The organism is Actinoplanes campanulatus, assembly GCF_014647795.1.
In the GTDB taxonomy this organism is placed as follows: domain Bacteria; phylum Actinomycetota; class Actinomycetes; order Mycobacteriales; family Micromonosporaceae; genus Actinoplanes; species Actinoplanes campanulatus.
In genome coordinates this window covers 123,493-138,749 of the sequence record NZ_BMPW01000023.1, presented here as the reverse complement: position 1 = coordinate 138,749, position 15,257 = coordinate 123,493, and the positions used below count along the sequence as shown (strand labels likewise).

Here is a 15,257-nt window from a genome sequence, read left to right as displayed (position 1 = left end):
GGACGACGCCTCATTCAATCGTGCGGTGTTTGATGCTCCGCATGCGGCACAACTAAGGTGGGCGGATGGCGTCGACCCTTGTCGATCTAGATCAACCGCCGTACCGGAACGAGGGTTTCTGCGCCGTCCTGGAGCTGGCCGTCGCGGCCGCCCGCGAGCTGGATCCCGGCGCCGACCGGGTGCCCGCGCCGCGTGCGTCCCGGGAGGCCGGCCTCGACGAGCGCGTCCAGCGGGAGGCGATCCGGCGGCTGCGCTCCGGCACCGCGGTCAACCCGGGCCTGCTGCCGCTGCTGGCCGAGGGGCGGTTCGCCGCGGGCGTACCGGATCTGGTCTGCCTGATCGCGGCGCCCGGCACGGCACGCGCCCGGACCGTCCTGGACATCGTGCGCGAGGCCGCGGAACGCGGCGAGCGGGTGCTGCTCACCGCGCCCGTGCCGCCGCCGGTCGACGCCGTCATCGCCCGCCTGCCCGACGGCGCCACCGTGATCCGCGTCGATCAGGCCGGGTCCGGGCCAGGCAGCATCGACGCCGCCTCGGCCGCCGTGCAGCAGCGCATCCTCGCCCGCTCCCAGGCTGCCGCCCGCAGCCTGGAGCCCTGGCTCGGTGATCCCGCCCCGGCGCACGGCTGGCTGCGCCGGCTGGACAACGCGCTCACCGAGGCGGCCGAGGCGAGGGAACGCGCCGGCCGGGCCGCCGCGCACCATGAGGCGACCGTGCGGGCCGCCCGGGACCGGCTCGGCGCGCCGCTGGCCGAAATCGCGCGCGAGCGGGCGACGGCCGAGCGGGCTGCCGCGGCGGCAGCCCGGGAGGTGGAGCGGCTCACTGCCGCGTTGCGCCGCGCCGAGACCTCCCGGCTGCGCCGGTGGCAGGCCGGGCGGCTGCGCACGTCGCTGAGCCATGCGGTCCGGCATGCGGCCGCTGCCCGGTCGGCCTTTCACACCATCGATTCGGGGTACGCGGAAAGCGCTCGCGAACACGACATCGCGGTCGGCAACGACAGCGTGGTGCGGGCCGCCGCCGAACGGGCCGCGTTCGCCGACCTGGCCGCGCGGCGGGCGCTCGAATCCGCCGAACGATCCGCCCACCAGCTCACCCGGATGCTCGACGGCGTCACCGCACGCCCCGAGTGGACCGCCGACGAGGCCGGGCTCACCGGCTTCGCCGAGCGCTGCCGGGAGCTGGAGCCGACCCTGCGCGGCCGGGCCGGGCTGCTGCGCGAGTGGCGGCAGCGGGCCACCCGGCCCAGCCGGCAGCTGCACGGCGAGCTGCTCCGGTACGCCGACGTCGTCGCCACCACCTGCCTGGGCGCCGGCCGCCCGGAGCACGCCGACCTGGAGTACGACCTGGTCGTCGTGGAGGACGCGGGCCGGGTCGCGGTGCCGGCCGCGCTGGTGCCGCTGGTCCGGGCCCGCCGGGCGGTGCTGGTCGGCGAGGCCGGGCGGCCTCCGCTGCGCGACGTGGCGGTGGTCCGGGCCTGGGTGGCCGCCCGGTGCCCGGCCGGGGTGGACGCCGCGGAGCTGACCGGCCTGCTCACCGGCAGTGTGTTCGACCGGGTCGCGGCGTGTGGGCCGGCGGCGAACCGGGCCGGGCCGGGTCCCGGCGGCACCGGGCCGGCCTCCGGGCGGCCGGGTGGCTGAGGCGGCCCACCTGCCGATGCGGGAGGTGGTCCGCCGGGCCGGGGCGCTGCCCGGCGTGCGACCCCGGCGGTTCGTGCCGCTGCTGCTGCCGATGTGGGCCGTGGACGTGGTGGCGGAGGTCCGGGAGGCGCATTCGTACGACGTCTTCGACCGCTACCTGAGCCGGGCGGTCGCCGAGGCCGGCCTGCGGCGCCCCGCCGAGCTGGCCGCGTTCTTCGGGGTGGAGCCGGCACTGGTCACCCGGGCCGTGCGGTTCCTGGTGCGGATCGGGCACCTGCGCTACGACGGTGACGATCTCGCGCTGACCGAACTCGGTCACCTGTCCATCGCCGACGGACGCCGCCACGTGCTCACGCCGGGTCGCCGGATCACCCTCCGGTTCGACGGCTGCGGGGGAGAGCCGGTGCCGCACGCGCACGCCACCCACTCGGTGTGGCTCAGTGAGCCCGCGCTGACCCTGCCCGACGGCACCGTCTTCGACCCGGTCGGGCCCGCTCACCCACTGCCCCCGAACGCCGTCGAACTGCTGCTGAACAGGCCGGACACCGCCGACTTCACCGGACCGGCGGTGCCCGTACAGGTGACCGCGGCCGCGCCGCGCCCGGTGTGGCTGCCGATCTACGCCGTCGAGTGCGAGGACGAGCCGCTGGTGTTCGGCTGGGCGGTGGACGGGCCGGACCCGTACCTCCGCGATGTTTACGACCGCCACCGTGGGCAATCAGAAGCGGACTGACACAGTGTGAGGACCGACACGGTCCCTCCCGGACCGGTTTGGTCCATTACGGTCTACGGTGGTCCCATGCCCCGTCCCACCAAGCAGCAGATCGACGACGAGATCCTCGAGGCCGCGGCGCATCTCTTCGCCCGGCACGGGCTCAAGGAGACCTCGGTCCAGCGGATCGCGGACACAGTCGGCTACTCCAAGACCGGCCTGCTGCACCGCTTCCCGACCAAGGAGGCGCTCCAGACCGCGGTGATCGGGCGCTGCGTCGAGCAGGTCCACGACACCGCCTCCGGTGTGGTGGACCTCCCGCCCGGCCCGCGGCGGGACCGGGCCGTGCTCACCGGGCTGGCCGAGCTCGCGGTGGCCCAGCCCGGCATGGTCGCCCTGCTGCTCTCCTCCCTGCTCGCCGAGCCGGAGAGCGAGATCGGCGAGGCCCTCGCGGTGATCGGTGAGGCCATCGCCGGCGCCTTCGGCGACGAGCCGCACGCCGACACCGAGCGGGCGCTGCGGGTCACCGGAGCGCTCGGCGCGGTCGCGGTGGCCAGCATCGCCCTCTGCGGCCGGCTCCATCCCGGCGCCGCGACGCGCCTCGCCGAGGTCGGCTTCGACGCCCTCGGTCACTGAAGCCCCCCACACGGAAAAAGGAACCCCTCATGGCAACGCTGCTGCACCGGCTCGGGCTGGCGTCAGTACGGCACCGGATACTCGTCACCGTCGCCTGGCTCGTGGCGCTGGTCGCCGTCGGCGTGGGAGCGGGCACGCTCTCCGGCGCCACGGCCAACACGTTCAGCATCCCCGGTCAGGAGTCGACCACCGCGCTCGCGCTGATGAAGGAGAGGTTCGGCGAGGCGTCGGCGGGCGCCTCCGTGCAGGTGGTGATGGCGGCCCCGGCCGGCCAGAGGATCACCGACCCGGCGAACGCCGCCGAGGTGGCCCGGATCGTCGCCGTCCTCGGCGAACTGCCCGGCGCGGTGGGCGCGTCGAACCCGCTCGACCCGAAGGCGCCGGCCGTCTCCCGGGACCAGGTGGCCGCGTACAGCTCGGTCCGCTACCCGGTGCAGCCGTCCGAGGTCACCGACGAGCAGCGGGAGGCCGTCACCGCGGCGCTCGAGCAGGCGCGGTCCGGTGGGCTCACCGTCGAAGCCCGCGGCGAGGCGCTCAGCAACCCGGCCGACATCGGCGGCGCCTCGGAGATCCTCGGTGTCGTGGTGGCCCTCATCGTGCTGGCCCTCACCTACCGTTCGCTGGTCGCCGCCGGGATGAACCTGCTGACCGCGATCGTCGGCGTCGCCATCGGCGCGGCCGGCCTGGTCACCCTCACCGGGTTCACCGAATTGCAGTCGACCACCCCGATCCTGGCCGTCATGCTCGGCCTCGCGGTCGGCATCGACTACGCGCTGTTCATCGTCACCCGGTTCCGGCACGAGCTGCGCCGCGGCCTGTCCGTGGAGGCCGCCGCCGCGATGGCCGTCGGCACCGCGGGCGCGGCCGTCGTCACCGCCGGCCTCACCGTGGTCATCGCCCTGGCCGGGCTCTCCGTCGTCGGCATCCCGTTCCTCTCCGAGATGGGCATCGCCGCGGCCGCCACCATCGTGATCGCCGTGCTGGTCGCGATCACCCTGGTCCCGGCCATCCTCGGCTTCATCGGCGTGCGGGCGCTGCCGCGCCGGCTGCGCGACATCCCGCCTCCGCCCGTCGCCGCCTACTCCGGGGCCGCTCCCGCCGGGGCCGCTTCGTCCGCGGCGGCCTCGTCCGGGATCTCCGACGGCCGCGGCTTCATCCGGGGCTGGGCGAACCTGGTCACCCGGCACAGCTGGCTCAGCCTCATCGTGGCGGTCGCCGCCCTCGCGGTCGTCGCCGTCCCGTTCTTCTCGATGAAGACCACCCTGGCCCAGCGCGCCGCCGAGGGCACCACCCAGGCCCGCGCCCAGGCGATCATCGACAGCCGGTTCGGCCCCGGCGTCAGCAGTCCGCTGCTGGTGCTGATCGACGGCCCCGCCTCGGTGCCATCCGCGTCCGAGGTGCAGAAACGCCTCGCCGAGATGCTGCCGGAAGGCACCCTGGTGCTGCCCCCGCAGCCCAACCAGGACGGCTCGGCCGCCCTCATCACGATCATCCCGGCCACCGGCCCGGAGGACGACCGGACCGTCGACCTGGTGCACCAGATCCGTGACTCGGTCGCCGGCGACCGGGACGCCGACATCTACGTCACCGGCAACACGGCGGTCAGCATCGACGTGTCGCAGAAGCTCAACGACGCCCTGCCGGTCTACCTGGCGCTCGTCGTCGGCCTGGCGTTCGTGCTGCTGGTGCTGGTCTTCCGCTCGCTGCTGGTGCCGGTGGTCGGCGTGCTCGGCTTCCTGCTCACCATCGGCGCCGCCTTCGGCGCGACGGTCGCGGTCTTCCAGTGGGGCTGGGCCGCCGACGCGGTCAACGCCGGCTCCACCGGCCCGATCCTGAGCCTCGCCCCGATCATCATCGTCGGCATCCTGTTCGGCCTGGCCATGGACTACCAGGTCTTCCTGGTCTCCCGCATGCACGAGGCGCACGCCCACGGCGCGCCGCCCCGCGAGGCCATCGTGACCGGCTTCCGCCAGGCCGCCCCGGTCGTGATCGCGGCCGCGACCATCATGTTCGCGGTCTTCGCCGCCTTCGTCCCCGAGGGCAACGACACGATCAAGCCGATCGCCTTCGCCCTGGCCGTGGGCATCGCCTTCGACGCCTTCATCGTCCGCATGATCGCGGTCCCGGCGGCACTCGCCCTGCTCGGCCGCTCCGCCTGGTGGCTCCCGGCCTGGCTGCGCCGGCTGCCGGAGCTGGACGTGGAGGGCGCGGCCCTGGAGCGCCACCCGCCGTCGGCCGACCCGCTCCCGTCCCACTCCGAGCCGGTCGTGACCTCCGCCTGACCGCTCCCACCCGACCGGCCGCCGCCCTCCGGGTGGCGGCCGGTCCGCATTCCCCGCCTGCGTTCGCGCGCCGCTCCCGCCTCGTTCCCGGCTCCCGCCCCGCTCTCGGCTCCTGCGTTCGTGCGCCGCTTCGGCCTCGTTCCCGGCTCCCGCCTCGCTCCCGGCAGGAGAATCTAGTTCTCGCTTGTCGCCTGGCGTCGGTGTCACGTCGCCTGTTCTCGGGTTTCCCCGCCTTTGCCGCGTTCCCCGCCTTTGCCGCGAGATTCGGCCGGTCCCCGCCGACTGTTCGAGCCGTCCGCCAGCGTCGATGTGAATCTTGGGCGATTGTTGCCGAGCGGCGCGATCTTGGGCGATCGTGGCCGTCCGGGCATCACCGATAACCCAAGGTCTTCCAGGAAAAGTAGATCTTGGGTGATGATCTGTCGTCGGGTGGCACCCAGGAATCAAGATTGGCCTGACGGCTACGATCGCCCAAGATCGTCGGCGAGTCGGGGTGACGCCGCGGCCATCCGAATGCGCGACGCGACATCGCGGCTACCCACAATTGAGAAATAGGCTCAGGAACAACCCCGATCCTCCACACCCTCACCGCGCCGGTCACGGTGAGTGACCTAGGGTGCGGCTTCTGCGGTTGAGATGTGGCTGAGTGACCGAAGTTGTGGGGGTGACCCACCGCTCACGCCCGGCGGGCGCGGCACGGCCTGGAGCAGGCAATCGCTTGCGGGTCTGCTACGGCGGGTTCGCGTAGCCCGTACCGGGAAAGGCAGCGAGCCCGGCCCGGCAGGAGCCGGACCGGGTCGCCGTGGGTGCGACCGTCAGTGGTTCGGCGGGGAGCCGGACCTGGTCGCGTGGGGGTGCGACCGTCAGTGGTTCGGCGGGGAGCCGGACCTGGTCGCGTGGGGGTGCGGCCGTCAGTGGGCCGGTGGGGAGCCGGACCTGGCCGCGGAGGGGGACGTCAGGCGGTCCACTTGATGTACGGGTTCACCTTGCCGGACCAGTCGAACGTGGCCATGTTGTCCCAGCCGTCGCCGGTGCCGTTGATGTTCGCCGGGTCCCAGCCGTTGCCCTTGATGGCGTACCAGGTGGGTTCCCAGTAGAAGACACCGATGGCGCCGGCGTTGCGGGCCGTGTTCTGGACCCAGGTGAACTGCTGGGCCTGGCCGGCCGAGGTGGCCGGGATGCTGTCGCAGAGCACGGTTCCGGGGATGGAGTTCTTCTCGCTGTCGGCGTCGGCGGTGGTGAACTGGTACGCCGTCTCGACGATCACGACCGGCTTGCCGTAACGGGTCCGGGCGTCGACGATCACGTTGTACAGGTTGGCGAGCGTGCCGTGCCACATGCAGTAGTACGACAGGCCGGTGATGTCCCAGGTCACGCCGGCCGCCTTGATGCCGTCGTAGAACCAGCGCATGTTGGTCATGCTGTCCGCGTCCGCGGTGTGGATGATCACCTGCGTGCCGCTGTTGCAGGCCTTCGTGGCGTTGTAGCCCTGCTTCAGCAGCGACGCCAGCGGGGCGAAGTTGCTGTTCACGACCTGCCCGCGAGGCCACAGCATGCCGACGTTGATCTCGTTGCCGATCTGCACGCTGTCCGGGGTGAGCCCGGCCGACTTGAGGCTGGTGCAGACGTCGTAGGTGTAGTTGTAGACGGCCGTCTGCAACTGGGTGAGCGAGTAGGACGCCCAGGCGGCCGGGGGGTACTGCTTGCCCGGGTCGGCCCACGTGTCGGAGTAGTGGAAGTCGACCATCAGCTTCAGGCCCTTGGCCTTGATCGCCGCGGCCTGCTGGAGCACCTTGGCCTTGTTGTTGTAACCGCTGGCCGGGTTGTTCCAGACGCGCAGCCGGGCGTAGTTGACGCCGGCCGTCTTGAGGATGTCGTACGGGTTGGCCGCGACACCCGAGGCGTTGTAGTACTTGCCGCCGAGATCGAGCGTGCGCTGCAGCGACGACACGTCGGCGCCGAGCATGGTGAGGGAGGCGGCCTGTGCGGGGGCGGGTGCGAGAACCACCGAGACCGCGAGGACCGCGGCCGTGAAGGCGGCTCTGAGGGACGGTTTCATGGTGCGCTCCTTAAAACGGGGATTTACCGGAGCCAGCGGACATAGGGGTTGATGCGTCCGCTGTCGTCGAAGGTCGCCATGTTCTCCCAGGCGTTGCCGGAGTTCTCGATGTCCTCGGTGTCCCAGCCATTGCCGTCGATGCCGGTCCAGGTGGGTTCCCAGTAGAAGACGCCGATCGCGCCGGCCGCCCGGGCGGTGCTCTGCACCGCGGCGAACTCCTGCGCCTGGCCCTGTGGCGTGGCGGGGATGCCGTCGCAGGGCGCGCTGGAGGTGATGATGTTCTCGAGGTGGTCGTAGTTCTCGGTGGTGTACGGGTACGCCGTCTCCGCGATCACCACGGGCTTGCCGTACCGGTCGGTGACGTCGCCGATGACCGTGGTCAGGTTGTCCAGCGTCCCGTGCCACATGCAGTAGTAGGACAGCGCGGTGACGTCCCACTTCGCGCCGGCCGCCGTGATGCCGTCGTAGAACCAGTGCGCCGCGCCGATGTTGCCGGCCAGCGCGGTGTGCACCATGACCTCGGTGCGCCGGCTGCACGCCTTGGTGGCGTCGTAGCCGGCGTTCAGCAGCTTGGCGAGCGGCCCGAAGTCGCTGTTGTTCACGTAGCCGACCGGCCACAACATGCCGACGTTGATCTCGTTGCCGATCTGCACGCTGTCCGGGGTGGTGCCCTGCTTCTTGAGGCTGGTGCAGACGTCGTACGTGTAGTCGTAGACGTCCTTCTCCAGTTGTGAAAGGGAGTGCCCCTCCCACGCCGCTGGGGTGTACTGCTTGCCCGGGTCGGCCCAGGTGTCCGAGTAGTGGAAGTCGATGAGCAGCTTCATGCCGCGGGCCTTGGCCGCCCGGGCCTGCTCGAGCACCTTCGCCTTGTTGGAGTAGCCGCTGGCCGGGTCGTTCCAGATGCGCAGCCGGACGTAGTTGGCGCCGGCCTGCTTGAGGATGTCGTACGGGTTGTCGCGGCGCCCCCGTACGTCGTAGAACCGCTGGCCGAGCTCCAGCGAGCGCTGGAGTGTCGACACGTCGGCGCCGCGCATGCGCCACGCGTCGCTGTCGTGCGCGACGGCGGGTGCGGGGATGAGGGCCACCGCGAGGAAGGCGGCGACCGTGAGGGATGGTTTCATGACGCTCCTTTTTGGTCTTCCGTGACAAAAGGGGCTGTATTTGTGCAAGACCGGCCTCGATCAAGGGGGTGTATCGAGGCCGGCCGGTCTCAGGCGGGGGAGCTGCCCCGGACGACCAGGCTGGTGGGCACGGTGATGGAGAGCGGGGTGCGCCCGGCGATCACGTCGGTGAGCAGCCGGACCATCTCTTCGCTGATCCGTTCCAGCGGATGCCGGACGGTGGTGAGCGGCGGCTCGGTGGTGGCCGCCAGCCCGGAGTCGTCGAACCCGACCACCCGGACGTCGCCGGGCACCTCGCGCCCGGCCTCCCGCAGCACCGGCAGGGCGGCCGCGGCCATCGCGTCCGAGGCGGCGAACACCGCGTCCACCTCGGGCACCCGGTCGAGCAGCGTGCGCATGCCGGCCGCGCCGCTCTCCCGGCTCCAGTCGCCGTGCACGATGTACGCCGGATCGACCGTGATGCCGGCCGCCGTCAGCGCGTCGGTGTAGCCGCGCAGCCGGAACACGCCGCCGAAGGTGTCCTGCGGCCCGGTGATCGTGGCGATCCGCCGGCAGCCCTGGGCGAGCAGGTGCTCGACGGCCGACCGGCCGCCGCCCCAGTCGTCAGCCGACACCGAGCTGATCCGGTCCTCGAAGCCGAGCACCTGACCGCAGGCCACGATCGGCACCTCGGCCTCGACGAGCTGCCGCAGCAGCGGGTCACCGGAGTGCGGCGACACCAGCAGCACCCCGTCGACGTGGCCGCCGGACAGGTAGGCGACGGCCCGGCTGCGCTCCACCGGGGTCGACGCGATCATCAGGATCAGCGTCAGCTCCCGGTCGGAGAGCGCCTGGGCCACCCCGCGCAGCAGCACCGAGAAGTTCGGGTCCTCGAAGAGCAGGTGCTGCGGCTCGGTGAGCAGGAACGCGATCGAGCCGGACTTCCCGGTCGCCAGCGACCGGGCGTGCGGGTTGGCGGTGTATCCGGTACGGGAGATGGCGTCGCGGACCGCGCGGACGGCCTCGGGGCTGACCCAGTCCCGGCCGTTGAGCACCCGGGAGACCGTCGCGTAGGACACCCCTGCCTCAGCCGCGACGTCGCGGATGGTGGGGCGTTTGCGCGACACCTTCGGGATCATAGCTAGGCCTTCACGCCGCCGGCGGCCAGGTCGACCTGCCAGTAGCGCTGCAACGTGAGGAACAGGGCGATCAACGGGATGATCGAGACGAGTGCCCCGGTCACCACCGCGGTGTACATGGCCGGCTGGTTGGCGCCCTGGTTGAGCAGACCGTTCAGGCCGACCGTGATCGGGTAGAGCCGGTCGTCGCCGAGCATGATGTAGGGCAGCATGAAGTTGTTCCAGACCGCCACGAACTGGAAGAGGAAGACGGTCACCAGGCCGGTCCGCATCATCGGCAGCACCACCGTGCCGAAGGTGCGCCAGTCCCCGGCGCCGTCGATCCGGGACGCCTCCAGGATCTCGGTGGGCACCGACGCGGCCGCGAAGATCCGGGCCAGGTAGATGCCGTACGGGCTGATGAAGCTGGGCAGCAGCACCGCCCAGTAGGTGTTGGTCATCCCCACCTTGGCCAGCAGCAGGTACTGCGGGATGGCGAGGAGGACGCCGGGCACCAGGACGCCGGCCAGGATCACGTTGAAGACCGCGCTCTTGCCGGGGAAGTCGAACTTGGCGAGCGCGAAACCGGCCATCGCCGAGATCAGCGTGGAGGCGGCGGCGCCGACTCCGGCGTACAGGGCGGTGTTGGCCATCCACCGCCAGTAGAGGCCGTCGCGGTAGCCGCTGAGGTCGGCGAGGTTGTCGAACAGGTGGGTGCTCGGGGCGAGGGTGAACGTGGAGAACAGCTCGCCGGAGCTCTTCGACGAGGCGATCAGCACCCAGAGCACGGGGAGCAGGCAGTAGGCGGCGCCCAGCAGGAGGAGGGCGGTAGCTGTTTTACTCCGGCCCTTTTTCAAAGACATCTCAGTCCTCCTGGTTGAAGGCCCGGCGCCCGACGAGCTTGAGGAAGCCGAAGGACAGGATGAACGTGGCGAGCGCGATGATCACCGAGGTGGCGGCGGCGGCGTAGAGGTCGTTGCGGGTGAACGCGTCCCGGTAGACCTTCATCAGCGGCGTCCACGTCGTCGAGATCGTGTTGGCCAGCGGCCGCAGGGTCATCGGCTCGGCGAAGACCTGCAACGTGGCGATGAGCGAGAAGACGAACGTCATGATCAGCGACGGCGTGACGATCGGGATCTTGATGCGCCAGGCGATCGCCACCTCGGAGGCGCCGTCGATCCGGGCCGACTCGTACAGGCTGAGCGGGACGGCCCGCAGCGCGGTGTAGATGACGATCATGTTGAAACCGGTGCCGCCCCAGACCGCGATGTTGGCGACCGCCCAGAGCGTCAGGTCCCGGGAGAGCAGCTCGGGGGCGGTGATGCCGACCGCCTCGAACAGGTCGGTGATCGGGCTGACCCGGGGCAGGTAGAGGAAGCCCCAGAGCAGCGAGCCGACGACGGCGGGGACCGCGTACGGCAGGAAGATCGAGATCCGGGCGAACTTGCCGACCGACTCGCGCGTCCGGTTCGCGTCCAGCAGCAGCGCGAAGAGCAGGGCCAGGCCGAGCATGGTGGGTACCACGATCAGGCCGTACAGGCCGATCCGCCCGACGCTCGGCAGGAAGTCGGGATCGGTCAGCGACCGGGCGTAGTTGTCCAGCCCGGCCCAGATCTCGGTCCGTGACTTCGCGCCCAGCCCGAGCCCGCTCACCTTGACCTTGCGCAGGCTCAGGTAGGCGGCGTAGACGATCGGCGCGGCCAGGAACGCGACGAACAGGATCATGGCGGGGGCGAGGAAGGCGTACGGGGTGCCGGCGCGCCTGCCCACGGGCCGTCGGGCCGTGGTGGATGCGGAGGGGGTCATCGCCGCTTTCTTTCCTTTCGGAGCGCTCCGGGCGGGCCGTGACCCGCCCGGAGGCGATCTCATCCGGCGACGTTGAACCCGGCGTTCTTCAGGTCGTCGACCGTCGTCTTCTGCATGGTCGTCAGCGACTCGGTGAAGGCGGACGCCTTCTTCGACTCGGCGGCCTTGCCGAAGGCGTCGTTGAAGGCGCTGTAGGCGACGTTCACGTTCGGGCCGTAGGTGAACGGCTTCATCTGCTTCGAGGCCTCGGCCGCGATGGCGTAGTAGTCGGCCTGGTCGGCGAAGAACGCCGGCGGGCTGGTCAGAACGCTGGCGGCATCGTTCGAGGCCGGGTAGACGCTGGCCTCGGTGGCGAGCAGCTTGACCGCCTCCGGGTCGCTGTTCAGCCAGGACACGAACTGGGCGGCCTGCTTCTTGTGCTTGGACTGGGTGGTGACGCTGGTGGCCGAACCGCCCCACGCGCCGGTCGCCGGGGCAGCGGCGTCCCACTGCGGCATCGCGGCGGCCTTCCACTTGCCCTTGGTGTCCTTGGCGGAGCCCTCCAGGACGCCCGGCGCCCACACGGCGCTGACCCAGCCGACCTGGGTGCCGTCGTTCAGAGCGGCGTTCCACTCCGGGGTGTACATCGGCTTGTTGTCGATGACGCCCTTCTCCACGAGGCCACCCCAGTACGCGGCGACCTTCTGGGTGTTGGGCTCGTCGATGGCGACCGACCAGGCGTCACCCTGCACGCCCCACCACGACGCGCCGGCCTGCTGGGCGAGACCGGTGAACAGGCCCGCGTCGGTGGCCGAGAAGGTGCCCAGGTACTGCTTCGGGTTCGCCTTGTGGATCTTCTCGGCGGCGGTCGCGTACTCGTCCCAGGTCTTCGGGGCCGACAGGCCGTTCTTCTCGAAGACGTCGGCACGGTAGAAGAACATCAGCGGGCCGGAGTCCTGCGGCACGCCATAGACCGCGTCCGAGCCGAGGGTCACGCCGTTCCAGGCGCCGGCCGGGAACTTGTCCTTGAGCGAGCCGGCGTCCGCGGCGATGTCGGCGAGCGCGTCGGCGGAGACCAGCGTGGGGATCTTCTGGTACTCGGCCTGCATGATGTCCGGCGCCCCGGAGCCCGCCTTGATCGCGGTCAGCAGCTTGGTGACGGCCGGGTCGCCGCCGTCCTGCTTGTTGACCGTGACCTGGATGTTCGGGTTCTTGGCGTTCCACGCCGCGGCGACCTTGTCCATGTTGGGAGCCCAGGTCCAGTAGGTCAGCGAGACCTTCTCGTTCGGGTCGGTGGTCTGCTCGGACGAGGAGCCGGAGTTGGAGCAGGCGGTGCCGGTAAACAGAGCCGCGGCGGTGAGGGCCGCCATGAGCGGGGCGTATTTCGTCTTCATTGATCCTCCTTGATCGGCTTGGCCGGAACGGAAAGCCGGGGGACGGCGCCGCGCCGGAAGCGTTTCGCTCGGTGCGGCCCCTGTGACCGGTTACAGTGCTGCTGTTACGGCGTTGTGTCAAGCCCTTGCGTCTCACCCGTTACGCCTGTGTATCGTTCGGGCTCGCCGGCCTGTGACCGGTTACAGTCAAACCCGCAAGGAGCTGATCCCATGTCGTGGCTCGAGCCGCTCACCGTTCGCCACCAAGCCTGGGCGACGCCGCTGCGCCGGGCGCGGATGAGCAACTCCGAAGACGTACGGGACGGCATTTCGCTGACCAACCGCTATCTGAGCCGCGACGGAGTGCCGGTCGTCCCGGTCTCCGGCGAGCTGCACTACAGCCGGGTCCCGCGGGCGCGCTGGGCCGAGCGGCTGCGCCAGATGAAGGCCGGCGGCGTGACAGTGGTGGCCAGCTACGTCTTCTGGCTGCACCACGCGCCCACGCCGGGGGAGACCCGCTTCGACGGCGACCTGGACGTCGGCGCGTTCGTCGACCTGGCCGTCGAGACCGGCCTCGACGTGGTCCTGCGGATCGGCCCCTGGTGCCACGGCGAGACGCGCAACGGCGGCTTCCCCGACTGGGTGCAGCAGGCCCCGGTCCGGCACCGCACCGACGACCCGGCATATCTCGAACTGGTCGCACCTTGGTTCGCGTCCATCGCGGCCGCCGTCGGCTCCCGCTTCGACCGGATCATCGGCATCCAGCTCGAGAACGAGCTCTACGACCAGCCCCAGCACCTCGTCACGCTCAAGCGCCTGGCCCGTGCGGCCGGCATGTCCGCTCCGCTGTGGACCGCCACCGCGTGGGGCGGCGCCGACCTGCCCGCATCCGAGGTGCTGCCGCTCTACGGCGGCTACGGCGACGGCTTCTGGGTGGACGCCGGCGCGCCGTGGGACCCGACCTTCCGCGACCACTACTTCTTCTCCCACGTCTGGGACGACGCGGGCATCGGCGCCGACGTGCGCCGCGCTCAGGCGATCGCGGCCGCCTCCGGGGGCCCGCGCACCCCGTCCGAGGAGTTCCCGCCCGCCACCTGCGAGCTCGGCGGCGGCATGGCCACCGCCTACCACCGGCGGCCGCGGCCCGAGGCGCTCGACGTGGCGGCCATCGCGCACTGCAAGATCGGCAACGGCTCGGCCTGGCAGGGCTACTACATGTACGCCGGCGGCACCAACCCCGGCCCGGACATGCACGAGTCGCACGCCACCGGCTACCCCAACGACATCGCCCGCCTCGGCTACGACTTCCACGCGCCGATCGGGGAGGCCGGCACGCTCGCCCCGAGCCACGCCGAACTGCGCCGCCAGCACGCCTTCCTGTCCGCGTTCGGTCATGTGCTCGCGGAGATGCCGTCCAGCCTTCCGGATGTCCGGCCCGCCGACGTCGAGGACTCCGAGACCCTGCGGTGGGCGCTGCGCAGCGACGGAGAGAGCGGCTTCCTGTTCCTCTCCCGGCACCAGCCGCACTTCCCGCTCCCCGCCTACCGGGGCGCCCGCTTCCGGGTCGCTCTCGAGAACGGCGTGATCGAGTTGCCGGAACGGCCGATCGACATCCCGCCCGGCACCCTCACCCGCTGGCCGCTCCGCCTGACGGCCGGCGGCACCACGATCACCTGGGCCACCGCCTCGGCGCTCACCCTGCTGCCCGGCGACGTGCCCACGCTCGTCCTCATCGCCGCCCCGGGCATCGCCCCCCAGATCGCCGTGGCCGATTCCGTTCACGACATCACGCCGGGCTTCGAACCGGTTCGGCTCGGTGGTCTCGACGTGCTCGTCCTCCCGGCCGAGGCGGCCGGATCGGTCTGGGTGCGCGAGGACGGCGGCCGCCGCCTGCTGCTGAGCGACGACGAGCTCCAGTGGGACGCCTCCGGCACGGTGACGGTCAAGGCCGCCAAGGCCGCGGACGTACGGGCATACGACCCGTCGCTTCGTGCCTTCCGCCCGGTCGAGGTGCCCCAGGGCAGCGCCCCGGTGACCGAGCACGTCACCGTCGAGCGGCTCCGCCCGGCCGCCACCACGGTCCCGGTCAGCTACGGCAAGCACGAGGGCCGCCCGTCCGCCCCGTCCGCCGACGTCTTCGACGAACTGGCCGCCGTCTACCGCCTGCGCCTGCCCGCGTTCGCCGCCGACCCCACCCGCGACCCGCTGCTGCGCGTCATCTGGGCCGGCGACGTCGGCGAACTGCGGGTCGACGGCCGGACCGTCACCGATCGCTACTGGGACGGCTCCGGCTGGACCGTCAACCTCACCGACATCGGCTACCGCGCCGGCGCCCAGCTCACCCTGCACCTGCTGCCCCTGGCCGCCGGCTCCCCGGTCTCGGTCCCGCAGGAGGCCCGCACCCGGCTGGCCGCCACCGACACCCAGCTGCTGGCCATCGACACGGTCGAGGTGACCGCCCGCACGATCTCCACCGTCACCCTCTGACCCGAACGGGGGGAGGGAGCGCGGCCCCACCCGGGGGCGCGCTCCCTGATCGGGGCGACGATCGTTAC

General features: G+C 71.4%; 11 protein-coding genes. 5 read left to right on the top strand and 6 right to left on the bottom strand.

Annotated elements, in window-relative coordinates; all coding sequences use genetic code 11:
- Positions 1 to 65 precede the first annotated feature (65 nt).
- The 4 genes from IEZ13_RS36600 (at position 66) to IEZ13_RS36585 (ending at position 5,267) form a co-directional block, all read left to right on the top strand.
- Positions 66 to 1,637, top strand: a complete 1,572-nt coding sequence (locus IEZ13_RS36600; protein WP_183225543.1) for an AAA domain-containing protein — start codon at positions 66 to 68, stop codon at positions 1,635 to 1,637.
- Positions 1,630 to 2,370, top strand: coding sequence for a helix-turn-helix domain-containing protein (locus IEZ13_RS36595; RefSeq protein WP_183225544.1), 741 nt, complete (start codon positions 1,630 to 1,632; stop codon positions 2,368 to 2,370). The genes IEZ13_RS36600 and IEZ13_RS36595 overlap by 8 nt, the downstream gene beginning before the upstream one ends.
- Before the next feature lie 66 nt (positions 2,371 to 2,436).
- Positions 2,437 to 2,985 (top strand): TetR/AcrR family transcriptional regulator, encoded by a 549-nt coding sequence (locus IEZ13_RS36590; RefSeq protein WP_183225545.1) that lies wholly within the window; start codon positions 2,437 to 2,439, stop codon positions 2,983 to 2,985.
- Positions 2,986 to 3,014: 29 nt separating this feature from the next.
- Entirely contained in the window at positions 3,015 to 5,267 is a 2,253-nt protein-coding gene (locus IEZ13_RS36585; protein WP_183225546.1) for an MMPL family transporter, read from the top strand.
- 955 nt (positions 5,268 to 6,222) lie between these two features.
- Here the strand turns inward: IEZ13_RS36585 and IEZ13_RS36580 are convergent.
- From IEZ13_RS36580 to IEZ13_RS36555, 6 genes are all read right to left on the bottom strand, one after another.
- Entirely contained in the window at positions 6,223 to 7,326 is a 1,104-nt protein-coding gene (locus IEZ13_RS36580; protein ID WP_183225547.1) for a glycoside hydrolase family 53 protein, read from the bottom strand.
- 23 nt (positions 7,327 to 7,349) lie between these two features.
- Positions 7,350 to 8,447, bottom strand: coding sequence for a glycoside hydrolase family 53 protein (locus IEZ13_RS36575; RefSeq protein WP_183225548.1), 1,098 nt, complete (start codon positions 8,445 to 8,447; stop codon positions 7,350 to 7,352).
- A gap of 89 nt (positions 8,448 to 8,536) precedes the next feature.
- Entirely contained in the window at positions 8,537 to 9,553 is a 1,017-nt protein-coding gene (locus tag IEZ13_RS36570) for a LacI family DNA-binding transcriptional regulator (protein WP_229795490.1), read from the bottom strand.
- 14 nt (positions 9,554 to 9,567) lie between these two features.
- Positions 9,568 to 10,407 (bottom strand): carbohydrate ABC transporter permease, encoded by an 840-nt coding sequence (locus IEZ13_RS36565; RefSeq protein WP_183225550.1) that lies wholly within the window; start codon positions 10,405 to 10,407, stop codon positions 9,568 to 9,570.
- Position 10,408: 1 nt separating this feature from the next.
- Entirely contained in the window at positions 10,409 to 11,350 is a 942-nt protein-coding gene (locus IEZ13_RS36560; RefSeq protein WP_183225551.1) for a carbohydrate ABC transporter permease, read from the bottom strand.
- 59 nt (positions 11,351 to 11,409) lie between these two features.
- Entirely contained in the window at positions 11,410 to 12,723 is a 1,314-nt protein-coding gene (locus tag IEZ13_RS36555; RefSeq protein WP_183225552.1) for an ABC transporter substrate-binding protein, read from the bottom strand.
- Positions 12,724 to 12,933: 210 nt separating this feature from the next.
- On the opposite strand from IEZ13_RS36555, the gene IEZ13_RS36550 reads away from it, so the two are divergent.
- Positions 12,934 to 15,189, top strand: coding sequence for a beta-galactosidase (locus IEZ13_RS36550; RefSeq protein ID WP_229795488.1), 2,256 nt, complete (start codon positions 12,934 to 12,936; stop codon positions 15,187 to 15,189).
- The last annotated feature ends 68 nt before the right edge of the window (positions 15,190 to 15,257 follow it).